General features: G+C 69.5%; 13 protein-coding genes. 8 read left to right on the forward strand and 5 right to left on the reverse strand.

The window, feature by feature from the left end; translation table 11 throughout:
- Nucleotides 1-63: 63 nt before the first annotated feature.
- The gene (locus ACIRRY_RS22905) at nucleotides 64-807 is read right to left on the reverse strand and encodes a hypothetical protein (protein ID WP_403975642.1); all 744 of its coding nucleotides are present in this window, start codon (nucleotides 805-807) and stop codon (nucleotides 64-66) included.
- A gap of 138 nt (nucleotides 808-945) precedes the next feature.
- Between ACIRRY_RS22905 and ACIRRY_RS22910 the strand changes: the two genes are divergently transcribed.
- The 4 genes from ACIRRY_RS22910 (at nucleotide 946) to ACIRRY_RS22925 (ending at nucleotide 7,602) form a co-directional block, all read left to right on the forward strand.
- Nucleotides 946-2,118, forward strand: coding sequence for an ROK family protein (locus tag ACIRRY_RS22910; protein WP_403975644.1), 1,173 nt, complete (start codon nucleotides 946-948; stop codon nucleotides 2,116-2,118).
- Between the two features lie 72 nt (nucleotides 2,119-2,190).
- Nucleotides 2,191-3,990, forward strand: coding sequence for an alpha-galactosidase D (locus ACIRRY_RS22915; protein WP_403975647.1), 1,800 nt, complete (start codon nucleotides 2,191-2,193; stop codon nucleotides 3,988-3,990).
- 22 nt (nucleotides 3,991-4,012) lie between these two features.
- Nucleotides 4,013-6,379 (forward strand): glycosyl hydrolase family 95 catalytic domain-containing protein, encoded by a 2,367-nt coding sequence (locus tag ACIRRY_RS22920; protein WP_403975650.1) that lies wholly within the window; start codon nucleotides 4,013-4,015, stop codon nucleotides 6,377-6,379.
- Entirely contained in the window at nucleotides 6,376-7,602 is a 1,227-nt protein-coding gene (locus tag ACIRRY_RS22925; protein WP_403975653.1) for an SGNH/GDSL hydrolase family protein, read from the forward strand. The genes ACIRRY_RS22920 and ACIRRY_RS22925 overlap by 4 nt, the downstream gene beginning before the upstream one ends.
- Before the next feature lie 13 nt (nucleotides 7,603-7,615).
- On the opposite strand, the gene ACIRRY_RS22930 is transcribed toward ACIRRY_RS22925, so the two are convergent.
- The 4 genes from ACIRRY_RS22930 to ACIRRY_RS22945 form a co-directional block, all read right to left on the reverse strand.
- On the reverse strand, nucleotides 7,616-10,579 hold the full coding sequence (locus ACIRRY_RS22930; protein WP_403975655.1) for an AAA family ATPase: 2,964 nt from the start codon (nucleotides 10,577-10,579) through the stop codon (nucleotides 7,616-7,618).
- Between the two features lie 76 nt (nucleotides 10,580-10,655).
- A complete protein-coding gene (locus ACIRRY_RS22935; RefSeq protein WP_403975657.1) occupies nucleotides 10,656-11,006 on the reverse strand; it encodes a UBP-type zinc finger domain-containing protein in 351 nt (116 codons plus the stop codon).
- Nucleotides 11,003-12,460: an ATP-binding protein gene (locus ACIRRY_RS22940; protein WP_403975659.1), complete on the reverse strand. Its 1,458-nt coding sequence runs from the start codon at nucleotides 12,458-12,460 to the stop codon at nucleotides 11,003-11,005. The genes ACIRRY_RS22935 and ACIRRY_RS22940 overlap by 4 nt, the downstream gene beginning before the upstream one ends.
- Nucleotides 12,457-14,142, reverse strand: coding sequence for an FAD-dependent oxidoreductase (locus ACIRRY_RS22945; protein ID WP_403975661.1), 1,686 nt, complete (start codon nucleotides 14,140-14,142; stop codon nucleotides 12,457-12,459). The genes ACIRRY_RS22940 and ACIRRY_RS22945 overlap by 4 nt, the downstream gene beginning before the upstream one ends.
- A gap of 34 nt (nucleotides 14,143-14,176) precedes the next feature.
- Here ACIRRY_RS22945 and ACIRRY_RS22950 point away from each other — a divergent pair, with 34 nt between their 5' ends.
- From ACIRRY_RS22950 to ACIRRY_RS22965, 4 genes are all read left to right on the forward strand, one after another.
- Complete coding sequence (locus tag ACIRRY_RS22950; protein ID WP_403975664.1) at nucleotides 14,177-15,676, forward strand: recombinase family protein; 1,500 nt, start codon at nucleotides 14,177-14,179, stop codon at nucleotides 15,674-15,676.
- Nucleotides 15,677-15,844: 168 nt separating this feature from the next.
- A complete protein-coding gene (locus tag ACIRRY_RS22955; RefSeq protein WP_403975666.1) occupies nucleotides 15,845-16,063 on the forward strand; it encodes a hypothetical protein in 219 nt (72 codons plus the stop codon).
- Nucleotides 16,064-16,472: 409 nt separating this feature from the next.
- Nucleotides 16,473-18,461, forward strand: a complete 1,989-nt coding sequence (locus ACIRRY_RS22960) for an AAA family ATPase (protein WP_403975668.1) — start codon at nucleotides 16,473-16,475, stop codon at nucleotides 18,459-18,461.
- A complete protein-coding gene (locus ACIRRY_RS22965; protein WP_403975670.1) occupies nucleotides 18,458-18,832 on the forward strand; it encodes a hypothetical protein in 375 nt (124 codons plus the stop codon). The genes ACIRRY_RS22960 and ACIRRY_RS22965 overlap by 4 nt, the downstream gene beginning before the upstream one ends.
- Nucleotides 18,833-19,225 lie beyond the last annotated feature (393 nt).

A 19,225-nucleotide genomic window follows, 5' to 3' on the forward strand; every position in this document is an offset into this window, starting at 1 on the left:
GCCCTGCCACGAGCGGGGCACCCGGACGCCCGGTCTCCTCAGCTCCACTGCTCTTCGACCTCCTCAGACCCGCTGCTTCTCGACCTCCTCGGACACCGTGAACACGGACTCGCAGGAAGGGCAACTGGCCTTCCCGAACACATACGTCAAGGCCTTCGCGACCTCCGCCTGCCCGCACTCGACCGCCTCGCCGTGCAGTCGAGCACCGATGCCGTCGAGTGCGTCGGGCGTGGCCGGTATCAACTCCGTCCGCCCCTCCGTGTCCGGCTCCTCGCCCGTGCCGGTCACGTAGTCACCGGCCGAGGTGAAGACGCCGTACGAACCGAACGCGACGTACAGGCCCTCCTCGCACTCGGGGCACTCCACGTCGTACTCCTCGCTGTTCACCCCTTCCAGCGCCTCGGCCCATATCCCGCCGTCCTCGAAGGCGAGCGCGGCCATCTGGAGGTAGACGAAGGTGTGCGCGTCCTGCGCCGGGTCGGCGCGCAACACCCGTGCCACATCGAGCAGTTCGGCTATCTCGCGCGCGTACCGCGCCCGGCACTCCTCGTCCGGGTCCGTGGTGATCAGCCCGGCCATGGTGACCGCCTGGATCGGCCCGCCCGGCGCCCGGCCCAGCGCGATGTCGGTGAGCACGGGCAGCGCCGCCCAGCTCGCGTCGTACACCGAGCCCTGGTGGCACAGCGACCCCCACAGCTCCTGCCACACGGCCTCGTCCTCGGTGCCGCCGAGGCGCGCGAACAGCCCCGGGACGTTCTCCGCGCTGCCGTAGGCGTGGGTCAGTCCGGACCAATCGATCGTCGTCATACGGCGATTGTGCCGCCCGGCACTGACAACGCCCCGTCGGCCTCCGGCGCCCCCTCCGCCCCGGCCGTCGACAACTCGTCTTCGACGAATCCTGTTTCTTTTATTGACGGCGGAAAAGAAGGGATCTAGGTTCCGGCCATGCGCTCGATCCCCCGTACCGAGTCGTTCCCGGCCCACACGCCGGCCGTCTCGCAGGTCTTCACGACCGTCCTGTCCCACGGCCCGCTCACCCGTCTTGAGGTGGCCCGCCGGGCGGGGCTGTCGGCGGCCGCCGTGACCAAGGCGGTCCGGCCGCTGATGGAGGCCGGGTACCTGGCGGAGGGCGCCGACCAGGACGCGCCCCCGGCACTCGGACGGCCCGCGAACCTCGTCCGGGTCGACGGCGGACGGGCGTTGTTCATCGGGGTCAAGGTGACCGGCGACGAGATCATCGGCGTCCTCGCCGACCTGTGCTGCCGTATCCGGGTCGCCCGGCACGTCCCGCTGACCGACCACGACCCCAGGGCGGTGCTGGCGTCCATCGCGGACCTGGCCCAGGAACTCCGCACCGAGGCCGACGACTTGGGCATCCAGGTGCTCGGCCTCGGACTCGCGGTCTCCGGTGACGTGGACCGCGGCGAAGGGGTCGTCCGCTACTCGCCGTTCCTGGAATGGCGTGACGTACCCCTGGCCGAACTGGCCGCCATGACAACGGGGTTGCCGGTCACCGTCGACAACGACGTACGGGCGCTGACCGTCGCCGAGCAGTGGTTCGGCGCCGGCGCGGGTCTCACGGACTTCGCCGTGGTGACCGTCGGCGCGGGCATCGGCTGCGGACTCGTCGTGCACGGCCGGGTCGTCGCGGGTGCCCACGGGGTGGCCGGGGAGATTGGGCACGTGGTCGTCGACCCCGCCGGACCGCTGTGCCACTGCGGCAACCGCGGCTGCGTCGAGGCGATCGCCGGGGACGCCGCGATCGTCGCCCGCGTCCGCGAGGTCACCGGTGTCCAAGTCGCCGACACCGCCGAGGCGTTGGCCCTCGCCCACCGGGGCGACGCCGGAGCGCGCGAGGTGTACGCGCGGGCCGGCGAGGCCATCGGCCGGGGCATCGCGACCGTGGCCAACCTGCTCGGCCCCGAACGCGTGATCATCTCCGGCGAGGGCCTGGCCGCCTACGACCTGTTCGCCGAGCAGATCCGTGACTCCTTCACCGCCGCCGCCTTCGGCTCCGCCGCCCGGTGCGACGTACAGACCCGCCCCCTGCCCTTCGACGAATGGGCGCGCGGCGCCGCCGCCACCGCGATCCAGTCCTTCATCCGAGCCGCCGACTAGCCCGCACGACCACCCGCCCGCACGACCACACTCCCGACCGCCCCACTCCTACCCCGCACGAGGAGCCCGACGATGTACTCCCTCACGCCTGTCCGCGCCCTGAGAGCCATGGTGGTCCTGGCCCTCACCGCCGGCTTCGCCACCTCCTTCCCCGCCGCACAGGCGGCCACCCCCACGGCGGACCCGGCCCCGGCCGTCGCCGCCAAGCCCTTCATGGGCTGGTCGAGTTGGAGCATGCAGTCGTCCAAGTACCCCGGCCTCAACCCGGACGGCGACTACAGCTACCTCACCGAGGCGAACGTCACCAAGCAGACCGACGCGCTCGCGAGCAAGCTGAAGAAGTACGGCTACGACTACCTGAACATCGACGCCGGTTGGTGGATGGACAAGACCTGGAAGTCCGGATACGACCAGTACGGACGCCAGAAGGCCGACCCGGTCCGCTTCCCCAGCGGTATGAAGGCCGTCGCGGACCGCATCCACTCCAAGGGCCTCAAGGCCGGCATCTACCTGCCGGCCGGCCTGGAGAAGGGGGCCTACGGCGACGGCAAGACGCCCATCTGGAACGCCGAAGGCTGCACCACCGCCGACATCGTCTACAGCGACCTGCGCACCACCAACGGCTGGGACAGCGCGTACAAGATCGACTTCTCGCGGCCCTGCGCCCAGAAGTACATAGACTCCCAGGCCCAGTTGATCGCCGGCTGGGGTTACGACTTCCTCAAGCTGGACGGCGTCGGTCCCGGCTCCGGAAAGAGCGGCGACCAATACGACAACGTTGCCGACGTGGCCGCCTGGAACAAGGCCATCACCGCCACCGGTCGCCCCATCCACCTGGAAGTCTCCTGGTCCCTGGACTACGGACACGCGGCCGACTGGAAGAAGTACTCCAACGGCTGGCGCATCGACACCGACGTCGAGTGCTACTGCAACACCCTTGTCACCTGGGGGAATTCGGTCGACGACCGGTGGGACGACACCCCCGCCTGGACCGGCCAGGCAGGCCCCGGCGGCTGGAACGACCTCGACTCCCTCGACGTCGGCAACGGCGCGATGGACGGCCTGACCAAGGCGGAGCGCCAGAGTTACGCGACCCTCTGGGCCGTGGCCAAGTCCCCGCTCTTCACCGGTGACGACCTCACCCGCCTCGACGACTACGGCCTCTCGCTGCTCACCAACCGCGAGGTCATCGGCGTGGACCAGAGCGACGCGCCGCCCGCCCGCCCGGTCACCCCGTCCGACCCCCAGCAGGTGTGGGCCGCGAAGAACCCCAACGGCACTTACACGGTCGCCCTGTTCAACCTCGCGGACTCGCCCGCCGCCGTCTCCGCGAACTGGACGACCCTCGGCTTCACCGGCAAGGCCGCCGTCCGTGACCTCTGGAACCACGAGGACCTCGGCACCTACACCAACAAGGTGACCCAGGCCCTGCCCGCCCACGGCTCGCGCCTGTTCACCGTCACCCCGCGCGGCAGCGCCGTCACCCTGACCGGCTACGAGGCCGAGGCCGCCGCCAACACCCTCTCCGGCAACGCCAACATCGCCGACTGTTCTGCCTGCTCCGGCGCGCACAAGGTCGGCAACCTCTATGTCGGCGGCAAGCTCACCGTCAACAACGTCGTCGCCGCCAAGGCCGGCACCTACCAGGTGAAGATCGCCTACGTCAGCGGTGACTCCCGCTCGGTGAGCATCTCCTCGAACGGCAACGGCGCCACCAGCCACAAGTTCCCGTCCACCGGCGACTGGGGGACCGTCGGGACGGTCAGCGTGCCGGTGTTCCTGAAGGCGGGCGCCAACACGATCACCTTCGACAGCGGTTCGGGCTACGCGCCGGACATCGACCGGATCGACGTACCCAACTCCTCCTCCTGAGCCGACCTTTTCGGAGACCGCCATGTCCAGTGCACTGCCAGACCTGCCCAGACGCAACCTGCTCGCCCTCGCCGCGGCCACCGGCGCCCTCGCCGGCCTGCCCGCCTTCACCGCCTCCGCCGCACCGGAGCGGCCGGCCACCACCTCGTACGGCAGCGGTACTTCGCTCAACACCCTGTGGTGGCAGGCCCCGGCCGGCGACACCTCGATGATCGAACAGGGCCTCCCCATCGGCAACGGCCGGCTCGGCGCCCTCGCGAGCAACGACTCCGGCCACGAGGTCCTCCTCGTCACCGACGCCACCCTGTGGACCGGTGGCCTCAACGACACGCTCGACTCGGACGGCCAATTCCCCTACGGCCGCGCCGACTTCGGCTCCCTCACGCTGCTCGCCAAGCTCACCGTGGACATCCCCGACCACGACCTGGGCGCGGTCTCCGGCTACCGCCGCACCCTTGACCTCGAACAGGGCGTGGTCAGCACCTCGTACGTCCGCTCCGGAGTGACCTACAAGCGGCAGCTCTTCGCCAGCCGCCCGGACGACGTGATCGTCCTGCACTTCACCCAGAGCGGCGGCGGACGCTACGCCGGCACCGTCGACCTGGCGGGCACCCACGGCGAACCGGCCGGTGACGCCCGCTCGTTCGGCGCCACCCTCGGCAACGGCCTGCGCTACGGCGCCGCCGTCACCGCGTACGGCAGCGGCGGCAGCGTCACGGTGAACGGCACGCGCATCGCCTTCTCCAACTGCAAGGACGTCACCGTCGTACTCAGCGGGGGCACCAACTACGCGCCCAACGCGGCGGCCAAGTACCGCGACCCGTCCCTCGATCCGCAGAAGCTGGCCCGCACCAAGGTGAGCGCCGCCGCCAAGCACTCCGCGGACACCCTGCTGCGCACCCATGTCGCCGACCACAGCGCCCTGTTCGGGCAGTTGGACATCTCGCTCGGCACCTCGTCCGCCGACCAGCGGGCCCTCGACACCTGGGAGCGCATCCAGGCCCGCGCCCAGGACGGCGAGCCCGACCCCGAACTCGAGGCCTCCTACCTCCAGTTCGGCCGGTATCTGATGATCGCCGGCTCCCGGGGAAGTCTGCCGATGGGCCTCCAGGGGAACTGGCTCGACGGCAACGACCCCGACTGGATGGGGGACTACCACACCGACATCAACATCCAGATGAACTACTGGATGGCCGACCGCGCCGGACTCTCCCAGTGCTTCGACGCGTTCACCGACTACTGCGTCGCCCAGCTCCCGGACTGGACCGACCTCACCCGCAGACTCTTCGACGACTCCCGCAACCGCTACCGCAACTCCAGCGGGAAGAACGCCGGTTGGACCGTCGCCATCTCCACCAACCCGTACGGCGGCGGGGGTTGGTGGTGGCACCCGGCGGGCAGCGCCTGGCTGAGTAACACCCTCTGGGAGCACTACGAGTTCACGGGCTCGCGCGCCCACCTCGCGAAGATCTACCCGCTCCTCAAGGGCGCCGTCGAGTTCTGGGAGGCGCGGCTGCTCACCACGACCCTGCCCGGCAGCTCGAAGGAGGTGCTCATCGCCGACAGCGACTGGTCGCCCGAACAGGGCCCGCTCGACGCGAAGGGCATCACCTACGCGCAGGAACTGGTGTGGGCGCTGTTCGGCAACTACTGCGTCGCGGCAGCCGAGTTGAAGAAGGACACCGGCTACGCGGGCACCATCGCCGGACTCCGCAAGAAGCTGTACCTCCCGGTGGTCAGCCCCAAGACGGGCTGGCTGGAGGAGTGGATGTCCCCGGAGAACCTGGGCGAGGTCACCCACCGGCACCTCTCCCCGCTCATCGGACTCTTCCCCGGTGACCGCATCCGCCCCGACGGCTCCACCCCCAAGGACATCGTCGACGGCGCCACCGCCCTGCTCACCGCCCGCGGCATGGACAGCTTCGGCTGGGCCAACGCCTGGCGCAGCCTGTGTTGGTCCCGGCTCAAGAACGCCGAGAAGGCCTACCAGTTGGTGGTCACCAACCTCCGCCCGTCCATCGACGGCAGCAACGGCACCGCCTCGAACCTCTTCGACATCTACGAGGTCGAGAAGGGCCGCGGCATCTTCCAGATCGAGGCCAACTTCGGCACCCCCGCCGCGATCATCGAGATGGTGCTCTACTCCCGCCCGGGACACATCGAACTCCTCCCCGCCCTCCCCGACGCCTGGGCCGCCTCCGGCTCCGTCACCGGTGTCGGCGCACGCGGTGGCTTCGTCGTGGACCTCAAGTGGCGGAACGGGAAGCCGACCGAGGTGAAGATCCGCAGCGTCAACGGCCGGACCACGACGGTTGCCTTCGGCTCCAGCACCCGGACGGTGCGCCTGACACCGGGCGCGTCCGTCACGCTGCGGGACTTCGCCCGGTGACGGCCCCACGGGCACGACTGCGCCGTACGGCCGCTCTGCTCCTGCTCGCCGCCGCCTTCCAGGCCGGACCCGCACACGCACAGCCCCAGGCACCGACACAGGTGAAGGCAGTGGACAACCCGACCTCCGTCATCACCTGGGGGGCGAGCGCCGACCACCTGGGCGACGGCGTCGCGGACCGCGGCTACCGCTTGATCGTGCACACCAGTGTCGCGGGCAGCGGGCTGCGGATCCGGCTCTCCAACGCCTTCGGCGACCGGCCGCTGACCTTCGACAGCGTCTACGCCGGGGTCCAGAAGACGGGCGCCGCACTGGTGCCCGGCTCCAACCGGCGGCTGACCTTCGGCGGTGAGCGGTCGGTCACGATCCCGGCGGGCGCGGTCGCCTACAGCGACCCGCTGTCCGGCCGGCTGCCCGCCGCGACCAACCTCGTGGTCAGCATCCACTCCCCGGACGCGGCGGGCCCGGCGACCGGCCACGGAATGGCCATGCAGACGTCGTACGCGACCCAGGGCGACCACACCGGCGAGGAGGGCGCCACCGCGTGGACCGACACCACCGGCTCCTGGTACTACCTCGACGCCGTCTCCGTACGGCCGACCGCGGGCATCGGCGCGGTGGTCACGCTCGGCGACTCCATCACGGACGGCTGGGCCTCCACCACGGACCAGAACCGGCGCTGGCCGGACTATCTGGCCCGACGGCTCCAGAGCGCCGACACGTCCGTCAAGGGCGTGGCCAACGAAGGGATATCCGGCAACAAGGTCCTCGCCGACGGCGCCGGGCAGAGCGCCCTCAACCGGCTGCAACGTGACGTCCTGTCCCAGCCCGGTGTCCGCACGGTGTTCCTCTTCGAGGGTGTCAACGACATCAAGTCCCACTCCGGCGTCACCGCCCAGGACCTGATCGCCGGCTACCGCGAGATCATCGACCGGGCGCACGCGGCCGGGAAGTGTGTGGTCGGCTCCACCGTCGGCCCGTTCAAGGGCTGGCCCGAATGGGACGCGGCGGGCGAGGCGGTACGCCAGGAGGTCAACCAATTCATCAGGAGCAGCGGGGAGTTGGACGCCGTCACGGACTTCGACCACATCCTGCGCAGCCCCTACGACCAAGAGAGGATGCTCCCCTTCTTCGACGGCGGTGACCATATCCACCCCAACGACAAGGGAATGGCGGCCATGGCCGACGCCGTCGACCTCAAGAGCCTCGACTGCGGGAAGTGAACCTCAGCGAAGCTCAGCCGGACGCCGTGGCCTCCGGGGTGATCAGGCCCTGTCGGTAGGCGATCGCCACCGCCTCCGTACGGCTCGCGGCGCCCAGCTTCGCGAGGATGTTGGAGACGTGGACGCTCGCCGTCTTGCCGGTGATGAACAGTTCCTCGCCGATCTGGCGGTTGCTGCGGCCCAGCGCGAGCAGCCGCAGCACGTCCTGCTCGCGGGCCGTCAGCGGCGAGGGGCGGTCCCCAGTGTCCGGCGCCGGGTCGCCCAGGCGGCCACGGCGGATCAGCGCGTCCAGCCGTGCGAGCAGGGGAGTGGCGGCGAGCCGGGCGGCCGTCTCCCGGGCGGCACGGGCCTGGGCGGCCGCCTCCTCACGGCGGTCGGCCGCCAACAGAGCCTCGGCGAAACGGAATTGGCAGCGCGCCCGTTCGTAGACATCGCCGTAGTCGAACGCGGCCAGCGTCTTCTCCCAGGCCGCCGCGTCCGGTCCCGTGACCGCCCGAGCCCACTCGGCCTCGGCACGCGCCAGCCATGCCATGCCCTCCGGCCCCTGCGGCCGGCGGCCGTCTCCCTCCCGCGCCACGGCCCGTGCCACCTCGACGAGTTCCGTCGCGGTGTCCGTCCAGCGGCGCACCCCCGCCTCGTCGCCGGTCAGCCGCAGGGCGGCGGCCCGGTCGGCGACCGGGGCGAGCGCGAGGGCGGCGAGCCGGACCGCGAGGTCGGGACGCCGGCCGGAGTCGTCGGTGAGCGACGTGACCGTCGCTCGCATCGTCTCCACGGCCGACTCCGGATCGTCCCGCAGGCCGTCGGCGTCGATCAGGACGATGCCCGCCACCATGGCGGCCATCCAGTCGAACGGCCCCTCCAGCAGGGCCCGGGCCCGGTCGGCGGCTCTCAAGTCGCCGCGCGCCAGCGCCACATACAGCGCGGGTCCCATGGTGAAGGCGCCGCCCCGGGGCAGCACTTCCGCGTCGCTCGTGGCGGCCTTCTCGCACTCGTCCCAGCGGCCCAGCGTGTACAGCACCAGCAGCCGGAGATACCGCATCTCCAGCGGATACGGCGAGGACAGCAGCCCGGCGCGACGGGCCCGGTCAAGCCCCTCGGTGAGCCAGGGCAGGGACTCCTCCAGGTGCCCGGACTCGAAGCTGCCGATGGCGAGATGGAACAGGGCGCGCATCTCCACGGGCGCGTGCCCCGCCCGCCGGGCCAGTTCGCGTGCCTGGGCGAGCCGCTCGCGGCCCTCCCGGGTGCGCCGGCCGCCCCCTTCGAGCGTGGCCAGCGAGATCAGCAGATCGGCGCGGGCGTCGACCAGTTGAAGCTCCTCGGCGATGAGCAGGGCCTGACGGGCGACCCGCAGAGCGATCTCGTCCTCACCGACCTGACGGGCCGTCAGCACATGCGTGGCCGCCGCCCACACCCAGGTCCGCGAGGGCGGTTCGGCGGGGATCATCGCCAGGGCCTCGCTGCTGTAGGCGAACGCGGCCGTGAGGCTGTCGACGCCCATGAGATTGCCGGCCAGCGTGTACCGCACCCGGGCGGCCAGCTCGGAGTCCGTGTCCTGGCCGATCCCGGCGAGCGCGGACCGGGTGAGGGAGACCGCGCGGTGCGCGTCCCCGGCATGGGCCGCCGCCGCCGAGGCGCGCAGCGTGAGGGCCACGCTGTCGGTGCCCTCGCCGGTGGGCCGGGCGGCCGGGTCGACCGACGACCACAGATCGAGGACGGTCTCCAGATGCCGTAGCTCCTCGGCGGGCGCGCCGACGCGCTGGGCGTGGTCGGCGGCCTCCAGGGAGGCGGCCAGCGCCTCGGCGAGGTCGTGGCTCTCGCGGTAGTGGTGGGCGCGCTCCGCCGCGCTCTCGGCCGGGTGCCCGCGCCCGGCGAGGAGACGGGCGAACGAGCCGTGCAGCCGGGAGCGCTCGCCGGGCAGCAGGTCGGCGTACACCGCCTCGCGGGCGAGGGCGTGCCGGAAGGAGTACGTGTCGCCGTGCCAGGGGACCAGGAGCTGGCGCTCGACGGCCTCGCGCAGTGCCGACTCCAGCTCGTCCTCGGGGAGTCGGACCGCGTCCCGCAGCAGGTCGTACTCGACCCGGCGGCCCGCGACGGCGGCGGTGCGCAGCACCTGCTGGGCGGTGTCGGAGAGTTGCTCGAAACGGATCAGCAGGACGTCGGCGAGACCGCTCGGCACCCCGCCCGCCTCCAGATCGGTCGCCGCGAGCAACTCCTCGGCGTAGAAGGCGTTTCCCTCGGCGCGCTCGACGATCCGGCGGACCGTGCCGTCCGGCACCGGAGCCGTGCGCAGCGCGCGCACCAGCCGGGCGACCTCCGCGTCCTCCATGGGCCGCAGCTCCAGGCGCTCCACGGCGGGCAGCCGCACCAGCTCGGCCAGCAGGGGCCGTAGGGGATGGCGGCGGTGGAGGTCGTCCGCGCGGTACGACGCGAACACCGCGAGGCGGTGGGTGGGGGCGCCGCCCGCCGGGCGCTGGAGGATGCCGCGGCTGAGCAGGAAGCGGAGCAGGTCGCGGGAGGACTGGTCGGCCCAGTGCAGGTCCTCCAGGACCAGGAGCAGGGGCGCGATGTCGGAGAGGTCGGCGAGCAGTCCGGCGATGCCCTCGAAGAGCCGCAGCCGGCCACCCGCGTCCCGGGCCGCGTCCGCACCGGCGCCGAGCAGCCGGTCGACCGCCGGATGCGCGGCCAGCGCGGCGGCGAAGCGCTCGTCGGCGGCGAGGACCCCGAGGATCTCGGTGAACGGGAGATACGGCAGACCGACGTCACCGAGGTCCACACAGTGCCCGGCGAGGACGGTCGTCCCGGCGCTCGCGGCCCGGCCCGCGATCTCGTCCAGGAGCCGGGTCTTGCCGACGCCCGCGTCCCCGGCGATCAGCACGGCTCCCGCCGTACCCGCGCGGGCACGCTCCAGCACACCGGCGAGGCGGGCGAGTTCCTCGTCCCGGCCGATGAGCGGCGCTGTTGCTACGGAGTGCGACACGTCCCCATCCTGGCACGCGCCACTGACAACGCACCTGGCCACCGGGCGGGAGACGACCCCCGCCCGGCGGGGAGGCTCAGCGCAGGGTCTCGGCCCAGTTCTTCGGTACGCGGCCCGCCGGACCCGGCACCGGCTGGTCCTTCGGGTGGCTCACCGGGGCGGTCAGCTCGGGACCGGAGTCGTAGAGCTCGGAGGTGGTGAAGTTCCAGAACCAGTCCTCGCCCGGCTCGTAGCTCTGGATGAACGGGTGTCCCGTGGACTGGTGGTGGGCCGTGGCGTGCTTGGCGGGGGAGTCGTCGCAACACCCGATGTGACCGCACTGCGCGCACCGCCGGAGATGGAACCACCAGCCCTGGGCCGCGTCGCACTCCACGCATCCGGCGCCGCTCGGCGGGACCTCGGGGTCGATTCCGGTGATGTCGCTCATGCGGACTCCTCGGGCGTCTCGTTGTCGGCGGCGGTGAGCGGGAGCAGGACCTGGAAGCGGGTGTCGCCCGGCACCGACTCCACCTGGAGCGTGCCGTGGTGCTTGTTGACGACGATCCGCCAGGAGATGTCCAGACCGAGCCCCGTGCCCTCGCCCACCGGCTTGGTGGTGAAGAACGGATCGAAGATACGGCTCCGGATCTCCTGCGGCACACCGGGCCCCGTGTCACGGAACTCCACCATGAGCTGATCGCGCACCAGCGCCGTCCGCACCGTCAACGTGCCTTCCCCGCCAGCGCTGTTCATGGCGGACACCGCGTTGTCGATCAGGTTCGTCCACACCTGGTTGAGCTCCGCCGGGTAGGCCGGGATCTTCGGGAGCGTACGGTCGTACTCCTTGACGACCTTGATGCGGTCGCCGACCTTCCCGCCGAGCATCAGCAGGGTGCTGTCGAGGAGTTCGTGCACGTCGGCGACCTGGTAGGGCGCGCGGTCCAGCTGCGAGTACTGCTTCGCGGCGCCGACCAGGTTCGAGATCCTGGTCGTGGAGTCCTCGATCTCCGTCATCAACAGCTCTGTCTCGACCGTGTAGTTGAGCCAGCCGATCGCTCCCGGCAGGGTCGCCTCGTCCACGGCCGCGGCGACCTGGTCCAGCCAGTCGACGTCCAGACCGGCCTGCACGAACGTCGGCGCGATCTGCCAGGACTCCGTGACACCGTGGTCGTCGAGCCAGTCCGTGAGTTCGTCCTCGCGGTCCGAGGCCTCCAGCGGGCTCAACGACTGTGCCTTGGCGACCCGTTCGGCCGTGCGCTCCTGGATGTCGATGAGGTTGGCGAGGTCCTCGCGCGAGTACGGGCCGGAGGAGATGACGCGCAGTTTGTGCCGCATCTTCGCCACCCGCTCCCGCAGCGTGGAGGTGGCCCGGACGGCGGCTGCGGCCGGATTGTTGAGTTCGTGCGTCAGCCCGGCCGACAACGAGCCCAGCGCCAGCAGCCGTTCACGCTGGCTGATCGCCAACTGGCTGCTCTTCTGGCCGAAGAAGAGTCCCTCCAGCAGATGGACCGCCATCGGGAACCACTCGCTCATGATGGCCGCGAACGTCTCGGCGGGCAGCACGAAGAACCGCGTAGTCTCCGTCACCCGCATCGAGTTGAGGTACACCTGCTGCACCCGGTCCCCGATGTAGGCCTGCATCGCGCCTGTGTAGACGCCGCGTTGCGAGGTGCGGGCGACCTCCACGTCGTCCTCGCCGACGCGGCGCGAGAGCACCACGGTGCCCTCGATCATCACGTAGAAGCAGGTCGCCGGGTCACCCTCGGTGTAGACGGGCCCGGCCTCGAACTGCTCCACCTGCCCGTCGCAGCACAGCCGGCCGAGCTGCTCCGGCGTCAGCTTCTCGAACAGGAACAGCGTGCCGATCTCCTGCGGGCTGCAGGGCAGCACCTTTCCGCTCATGACTGCTCCAGGTAGCGGTGGACGAGCATCACGGCCATGGCTCCCTCTCCGACGGCGGACGCGACGCGTTTCGCGGACTCGGCGCGCGCGTCGCCCGCCACGAACACGCCGGGAATGTTGGTCTCCAGGTGGTACGGCGACCGGTCCAACTCCCAGCCCGCGGGCGGCTTTCCGTCCGGAGCGAGGTCGGGCCCGGCCAGGATGAATCCGCGCTCGTCCCGCAGCACCGCGCCGTCCAGCCAGTCGGTCAGCGGGGCCGCGCCGATGAACACGAACATCCACTGCGCGTCGACGAGTTCGGTAGTCCCGCTCTCCGTGTCGCGCAGGGTGAGCTGTTCCAGATGGTCGGAGCCGTGTGCCGCGTCGACGACGGTGCCGGTGCGCACGGAGATGTTCTCCGCGTCGTTGATCTGCTGGATCAGGTAGTACGACATCGACGCGGCCAGCGAAGACCCGCGCACCAGCAGGGTCACCGACTTGGCGCCCTTGGCCAGGTACATCGCCGCCTGGCCCGCCGAGTTGGCGCCGCCGACGATGTACACGTCGTGCCCCTGGCAGGACGCGGCCTCGGTCAGCGCCGAGCCGTAGTAGACCCCGCAGCCGGTCAGGTCGGGTGTGCCGGGCGCCTGGAGCTGCCGGTAGGACACACCGGTCGCCAGGATCACGGCGTGCGCGGCGACCGCCGAGCCGTCCGCGAACCGTACGACCCGCGCCGAGCCGCTGGCCTCCAGCCCCGTCACCTCACGCGCGGTGAGGATCTCGGCGCCGAACTTCGAGGCCTGCCGCCGCGCCCGGTCGGTGAGCTGTGCCCCGGACACACCGTCCGGGAAGCCGAGATAGTTCTCGATCCGCGAACTCTGCCCGGCCTGCCCACCGGTCGCCGACCGCTCCACGAGGACGGTCCGCAGCCCTTCGGAGGCCCCGTACACGGCCGCGCCGAGCCCGGCGGGCCCACCGCCGATGACGACGAGGTCGTAGAAGTCGGCCGTGGGGGTGGTCGCGAGCCCCACCTCCGCGGCCAGTTCGGGCGCCTCCGGCTCGACCAGGACCGTCCCGTCGGCGGTGATGACGAGCGGCAGCCGCTGCCCGTCCTGCCCGGCGGCGGACAGCAGGCGCAGCCCCTCCGGGGTGTCCGCCGAGTACCAGCGGTACGGCACCTGGTTGCGGGCCAGGAACTCCCGTACGTCCGAGGAGCGCGACGACCAGCGGTGCCCGACCACCTTCGTGGCGGGCACGGGCCGGTAGTCGCTGTTCCGCCAGGCCTCCAGGAGGTCGTCCAGGACCGGGTAGAGCTTCTCCTCCGGCGGGTCCCACGGCTTCAGCAGATAGTGGTCGAGGTCCACGACGTTGATCGCGTCGATCGCCGCGTCCGTGTCCGCGTACGCGGTCAGCAGCACTCGGCGAGCGCCCGGATAGACGTCGAGGGCCTGCTCCAAAAACTCGATGCCGTTCATCTGCGGCATGCGGTAGTCCGCCAGGATCACGGCGACGAGATCCCCGCGCAGCTTCAGCTCGCGCAAGGCGTCCAGCGCGGACTCACCGGACTCCGCCCGCACGATCCGGTACGACTCGCCGTAGCGCCGCCGCAGGTCACGGGCGACGGCACGGGAAACTCCCGGATCGTCGTCCACGGTCAAAATGACACTTACGGTGGAGGAGGAAGCGGACCTCGAAGGCGACATACGAAAACCCTAACGGCGTAGGGAGGGGCAGGCCATGGCAACAGTGGTGGGGACCCGGACAGCACGTGAATACCTGCGGGTCAGCAAGGGCAAGGGCCGTACAGCCCGCAGCATCACTGACCAGCACCGCGAGAACCTGGCCTCCGAGGCTGGCCACGGGCCGTGGACGTGGGGTGAGCCCTACACGGACACCGGGTCAGCCTCCAAGTTCGCTACGAAGATCCGTGACGACTTTGAGAAGCTGCTGTCCGATTTGAAGTCCGGCGCGTTCGGCGTGCCGGGCGATGTGCTCACCTTGTGGGAGGTGTCCAGGCTCGCCCGCGAGACCGGCCGGGGCGTGGAGCTGATCGACGCGTGCGAAGCAGGTGGGTACCTGATCCACATCACCTCGCATGAGCGCACCTACAATCCGGCGAACTACCAGGACCGGCACGATCTGATCTCCGGGATCAACGATGCGGAGAAGGAGTCACGGCTCTTGAGTAAGCGGACGAAGCGCGGTGTGGATTCCGCCGTGGCTGACGGCGGAGTCCACGGGAAGATCACGTTCGGATTCGCTCGCCGGTACGCGGTGGTAGACGGCCGGTCCCGGCCGGTTGAGCAGTACGCGGACCCGGTTGAGGGTCCCCTAGTGGTGGAACTGTTCGAGCGAGTGGCGGGCTGGAACGGCCGCAACCGCGAGTCCACCCGCGCTGTTGAGCAGGACTGGCTGAAACGGGGCATCGTCAGCCGAGAGAGCAAGAAGCCGTTCACGCGGCAGAATCTCGGTCAGATGCTGCGCCGCAAGGCGTACGTCGGCATCCGAGTCCACAAGGGCACAGAGCGCCCCGGCAACTGGCCCGCCCTGGTTGATCCCGCTCTTTTCAACGCAGTGCAGATGATCTTGGCTGACCCGAGCCGCAGGAGCACCACAACCACAGCTGTCAAGCACGTCCTGACCGGGGTCCTCCGGTGTGACACCTGCGGCGGCAAGGTTTCCCTGCGCCCCGGCGGCCGGGCGTACGACGGGCGGCTCGTGTACCGCTGCTACGCCCGCGACTGCTTCACCGTGGACAAGGTCGAGGTAGACGCCTTCCTGATCGGCGACGCGGTGCACCCTGGCGTGATCCTGGCCTACCTGTCCCGGGAGGACACGGCCGCAGGCCTGGCCGACACAGGCAATGACAGCGAACTGAGCGACGTACGCAGCCAACTGACCGACAAGCGGGGGCAGTTGGAGGCATTCGAAGATGAGGACCCTGAGACTCCGGCAGAGGCTCGCCTGATCGGCCGGAAGATCGGGAAGTTGGAGACGGAGATCAAAGAGTTGGAGGGGCGCGAGCGCTCCCTCACCGCGCCAAACCCACTCACGGCGATTTTCGAGACAGGACCGGGGGCGGCTGAGCGCTGGCAGCGCACGGAGGTAACAGCCCAAAGGGCCATCGCTGCTCTGCTGCTGGCCCCGGAGGCGATTGGGCAGCCGTGCATCCGGCGCGTGGCCGACAGCGAGTCAGGGGCAGCAATTGACCGAATCAGGTGGGCAAGCAAAAGATGAGTGAGTCATAAAGGTAAAGAGACAATTGAATGCGTAAGTGAGCTATCCGCAGGGCGCTTCTCGATTTGGATTTCCGGGACAGCGCCCTGTACTTTCTTTCTTACCCGAAGGAGAGCGGGCCGTACAGGCGTTGTGCCGGTACGTGGGCACCCCCTTCGGAGAGGAAACGTGGCAACTGAGCCCCGCCCCACATGGATGCAGATCCGGGCAGGCATGGGCGGCAAGAAGGCCGCCAACCCTGATGTAGATCTCAGTGAAGACATTCGCGACATGCGCGTAGCGCAGCTCGAAGAGCGGATAGCGCGCATTGTTTCAGCTGCTCCGCCGCTCACCTCCGAACAGCTCGAAAGGCTGCGCGCCTTGCTCGCACCGCCCACGGCTGCCTGACGACTAAGGCCCCACGGGAACCAGGGGGCTTCACTCATTTCCTCGCACCCATCCCACGGGAGGGACACACAACACACAACACAGCGGCCCCGTTTTTCAGGTCCGGGGCCGCTGTTGAAAGGAAATCGTGTCCATGGTGACACAGGTCCCTACAAGCGGGCCCAAGAAGAATCCGCTCCCCCCTGATGTCGTACAGGCATTGGACATTGCACGTGACATGGCCCGTTCGGGCATCCCCGTGTTTGTGGCATATCCCGCCCTACGAGAAGACGGAACATGGGATCCCGCAGGCGGGGCGAACGGGTGTGGATACACCCTCCCGTCCGGCTGGCACACAACGAGTGCGGACCCCGCCTATGTGGACGCGTGGCGCCCTGGGAGGGCCCTGTGCGCCGTCATGGGACAGGGGGTGGACCTTGTCGACGTCGACCCTCGCAACGGGGGTGACAGCGCCGCTCTGGACGGTTCTATGCCGACGGCGTACGGCACTGCGTCCACCCCGTCAGACGGCACGCATACGTTCATCAAGTCCATCGGGGAGCGATCGAAGGACAAGGTCCTACCCGGCATCGATGTGAAGGCCGGAGACGCGGACGGCAGGGGGCGCGGCTTTGCCTTCATCGCGCCCACGGTCAAGCTCTCGAAGACCACGGGCGAACTCAGGCCTTATCGCTGGGTCATGCCGTTCGATGCTGTCGCAATGCAAGAGGCCGAGGACGACGACAGCGGCACAGAACTTGCCGCGCTCATCCGTAAGTCCAGGGGTGACAAGGCACCGGCCACGCCGGGTGTTGACAACAGCGCGGACGAACACACCGGTCCCATTTCCGGGGGAGGTCGGCATGCCGCGCTCGTGTCCTACGCGGGCCGACTGCGTCACCGCAATCTCAGCTATCCCGAGGCGGAGAAACTGTTCCGCGCTCGCTGGGAAGAGTGCGAACAGCCCCCAAAGGCACAACACCCGTATGCCTGGGAGGAAGCGCAGGCGACGCTGCGGGACATCTTCGGTCGGTACGCATCCGGCGAGCGATACGCGAACACGCCGGGGCACGAGAGCGAAACTGCCGAGGAATCACCCGTCTTGCTGCGCAGGCTCAAGCTGACGCCCGCCTCGGCAATCGAGCCGGAGCCTGTCATCTGGGCATGGGAACCGGAGCTGAGACAGGGTCGCATTCCTGCGGGTGCTCTGACTCTGGCCGCTGGCCGAGAAGGCACCGGTAAGTCGTCGTTCGGTATCTGGCTGGCCGCTCAACTCTCCCAGGGCACGCTGCCCGGCATGTTCTACGGGCAGCCGAAGAACGTGTTGTACGCGGCCGTGGAGGACTCCTGGTCCCGCACTCTCGTTCCACGCTTGATGGCCGCCAGGGCGGACCTTGACCGCATCTTCCGCGTGGATGTCGAGAACGTGTTGTCCGGCGAGGAAACGATGGTGTCCTTGCCGCTGGACGTGGATCTCATCGAGCAGGCCATCAGGGAGCGCGACGTGGCCGCGCTCATCGTGGACCCGCTTATGTCCACGCTCGGCCGGACCACGGACGCCCACCGGACACAGGATGTCCGACAGGCACTTGAGCCTCTGGTCCGCATGGCCGAGCGCACAAAGGCACTCACCCTCGGGATAGCCCACTTCAACAAGACGTCCGGCACCGATGCCGCACAACTCATCTCCGGGTCCGGGGCCTTCAAGGATCTCGCCCGTGCCGTTCTCGTGTTCGCCCGCGACCGAGAGAGCGAGGACCAGGTGATGACTCAGGTGAAAAACAGCCTTGGTCGGCTGGACCTTCCGCACATCGGATATGTCATTGACGGCATGGACGTGGAGACGCCCACGGGCACCGCGAACGTGGGCTGTCTCATGTTCACCGGACCCGTTGAGATGGGCGTGGAGGACATGTTGTCCAGCGCCACGGGCGTGGATACGGGCGAGCGGGATGAGGCCGCGCAGTGGCTTGTCACGTTCCTGTCCGACCCGAAGAACGGCGGGGAGTGCGCAGCCACGGAACTCCTCAAGGCGGGTGACCGGGACGGCTTCTCCAAAGACGTCCTCAAGCGGGCCAAGAAGAGGGCCGGAGTCGCATCCCAAAAAGCGGGCGGGACCGGCGTCGGATGGGTCTGGGCACTTAAGAGGCCTGACACCGAGAGTGACGAAGATTCGTCTAAGGAGGCGAAGGGAGCGAAGGGAGCCCCGTTCCACGATCGTGCTCCCTTCCCTCCCTTTGAAGGAAACGCGCTCCCTTCGCCCCCTCAACCCGAACGCCAGTCACTCAATGCGACTACCTCTCAGGGCATCGAAACCGGCCCCTGTACTGGATGCCGCACCCCCACCCGCCGATATGGAGCTGGTGGACACCCCCTCTGCGAGAACTGCCGCAATGCGACCGAGGAGAACGAATCATGACCGCCCCCGACGCAGACGGCGCCTTTCTGTTGGCGCTGATGCGCGGCTACCGCGCGGGCGTTGACCAACGCGTCCGTCCCCTGCCCGAGCTGGTCGAGCGGCTCGAAAAGTCCGTCCGCCGACTGATCCGCGTCCGCACGGACATGGAGGCGGGCACGGGTGTCTACGACGACGCGTCGGTCATCTACGACGCCGTGGGTCTCGTCGAGGCCGTTAAGCGCGAGTCGTTGATGGCGGGGAGCGTCGCCGAGCACATCTTCGAGGAGGCGGTCATGGCCATCTACAGCGGCACGCCCGACGTCTACCGGACGGTGCGCACGCTGCTCGATCTCGGCCGCGCGTTCATCCGCAGCGAGACCCCCGCCGCATGAATGTGGCCCCCGAGCGCCATCACCGCCAGGGGGCCACGAATCCTCTCCGACACGAGAAGGAACACGATCCTATGACCCCCACTCCCGAGATGACCGCGTGCGGTGTCACGCGGCCCTACTACCGGGATGAACCCTGCCGACTGAGAACGGGACATCGAGGACCGCACCGAAACCGGATCGGCCGTAGGTGGCGCAACTTCCAGGACTCCCCGGCGCTGACGCGGTATGCCCGTCCGGGAGCTGAGTCCACTGCTTCGCCTTCCGGCCGGTACCTGCCACCCCATCGCAGGCAATCGGCGAACTGACACCGGAGCACTTCAACACCGTCGCCCAGAAGCTGGGTATGGAGGCCTCCATACCGATGGAGCCGGCTCAGGGGTCCAGGTATCCCGC

The organism is Streptomyces sp. NPDC101776, assembly GCF_044766845.1.
In the GTDB taxonomy this organism is placed as follows: Bacteria; Actinomycetota; Actinomycetes; order Streptomycetales; family Streptomycetaceae; genus Streptomyces.

Excerpts from the sequence above, each read along its gene's own strand:
- ACIRRY_RS22905 (WP_403975642.1), bottom strand. The coding sequence starts at position 807 with ATGACGACGATCGATTGGTCCGGACTGACCCACGCCTACGGCAGCGCG.
- ACIRRY_RS22910 (WP_403975644.1), top strand. The coding sequence starts at position 946 with ATGCGCTCGATCCCCCGTACCGAGTCGTTCCCGGCCCACACGCCGGCC.
- ACIRRY_RS22915 (WP_403975647.1), top strand. The coding sequence starts at position 2,191 with ATGTACTCCCTCACGCCTGTCCGCGCCCTGAGAGCCATGGTGGTCCTG.
- ACIRRY_RS22920 (WP_403975650.1), top strand. The coding sequence starts at position 4,013 with ATGTCCAGTGCACTGCCAGACCTGCCCAGACGCAACCTGCTCGCCCTC.
- ACIRRY_RS22935 (WP_403975657.1), bottom strand. The coding sequence starts at position 11,006 with ATGAGCGACATCACCGGAATCGACCCCGAGGTCCCGCCGAGCGGCGCC.
- ACIRRY_RS22940 (WP_403975659.1), bottom strand. The coding sequence starts at position 12,460 with ATGAGCGGAAAGGTGCTGCCCTGCAGCCCGCAGGAGATCGGCACGCTG.
- ACIRRY_RS22945 (WP_403975661.1), bottom strand. The coding sequence starts at position 14,142 with ATGTCGCCTTCGAGGTCCGCTTCCTCCTCCACCGTAAGTGTCATTTTG.
- ACIRRY_RS22950 (WP_403975664.1), top strand. The coding sequence starts at position 14,177 with ATGGCAACAGTGGTGGGGACCCGGACAGCACGTGAATACCTGCGGGTC.
- ACIRRY_RS22965 (WP_403975670.1), top strand. The coding sequence starts at position 18,458 with ATGACCGCCCCCGACGCAGACGGCGCCTTTCTGTTGGCGCTGATGCGC.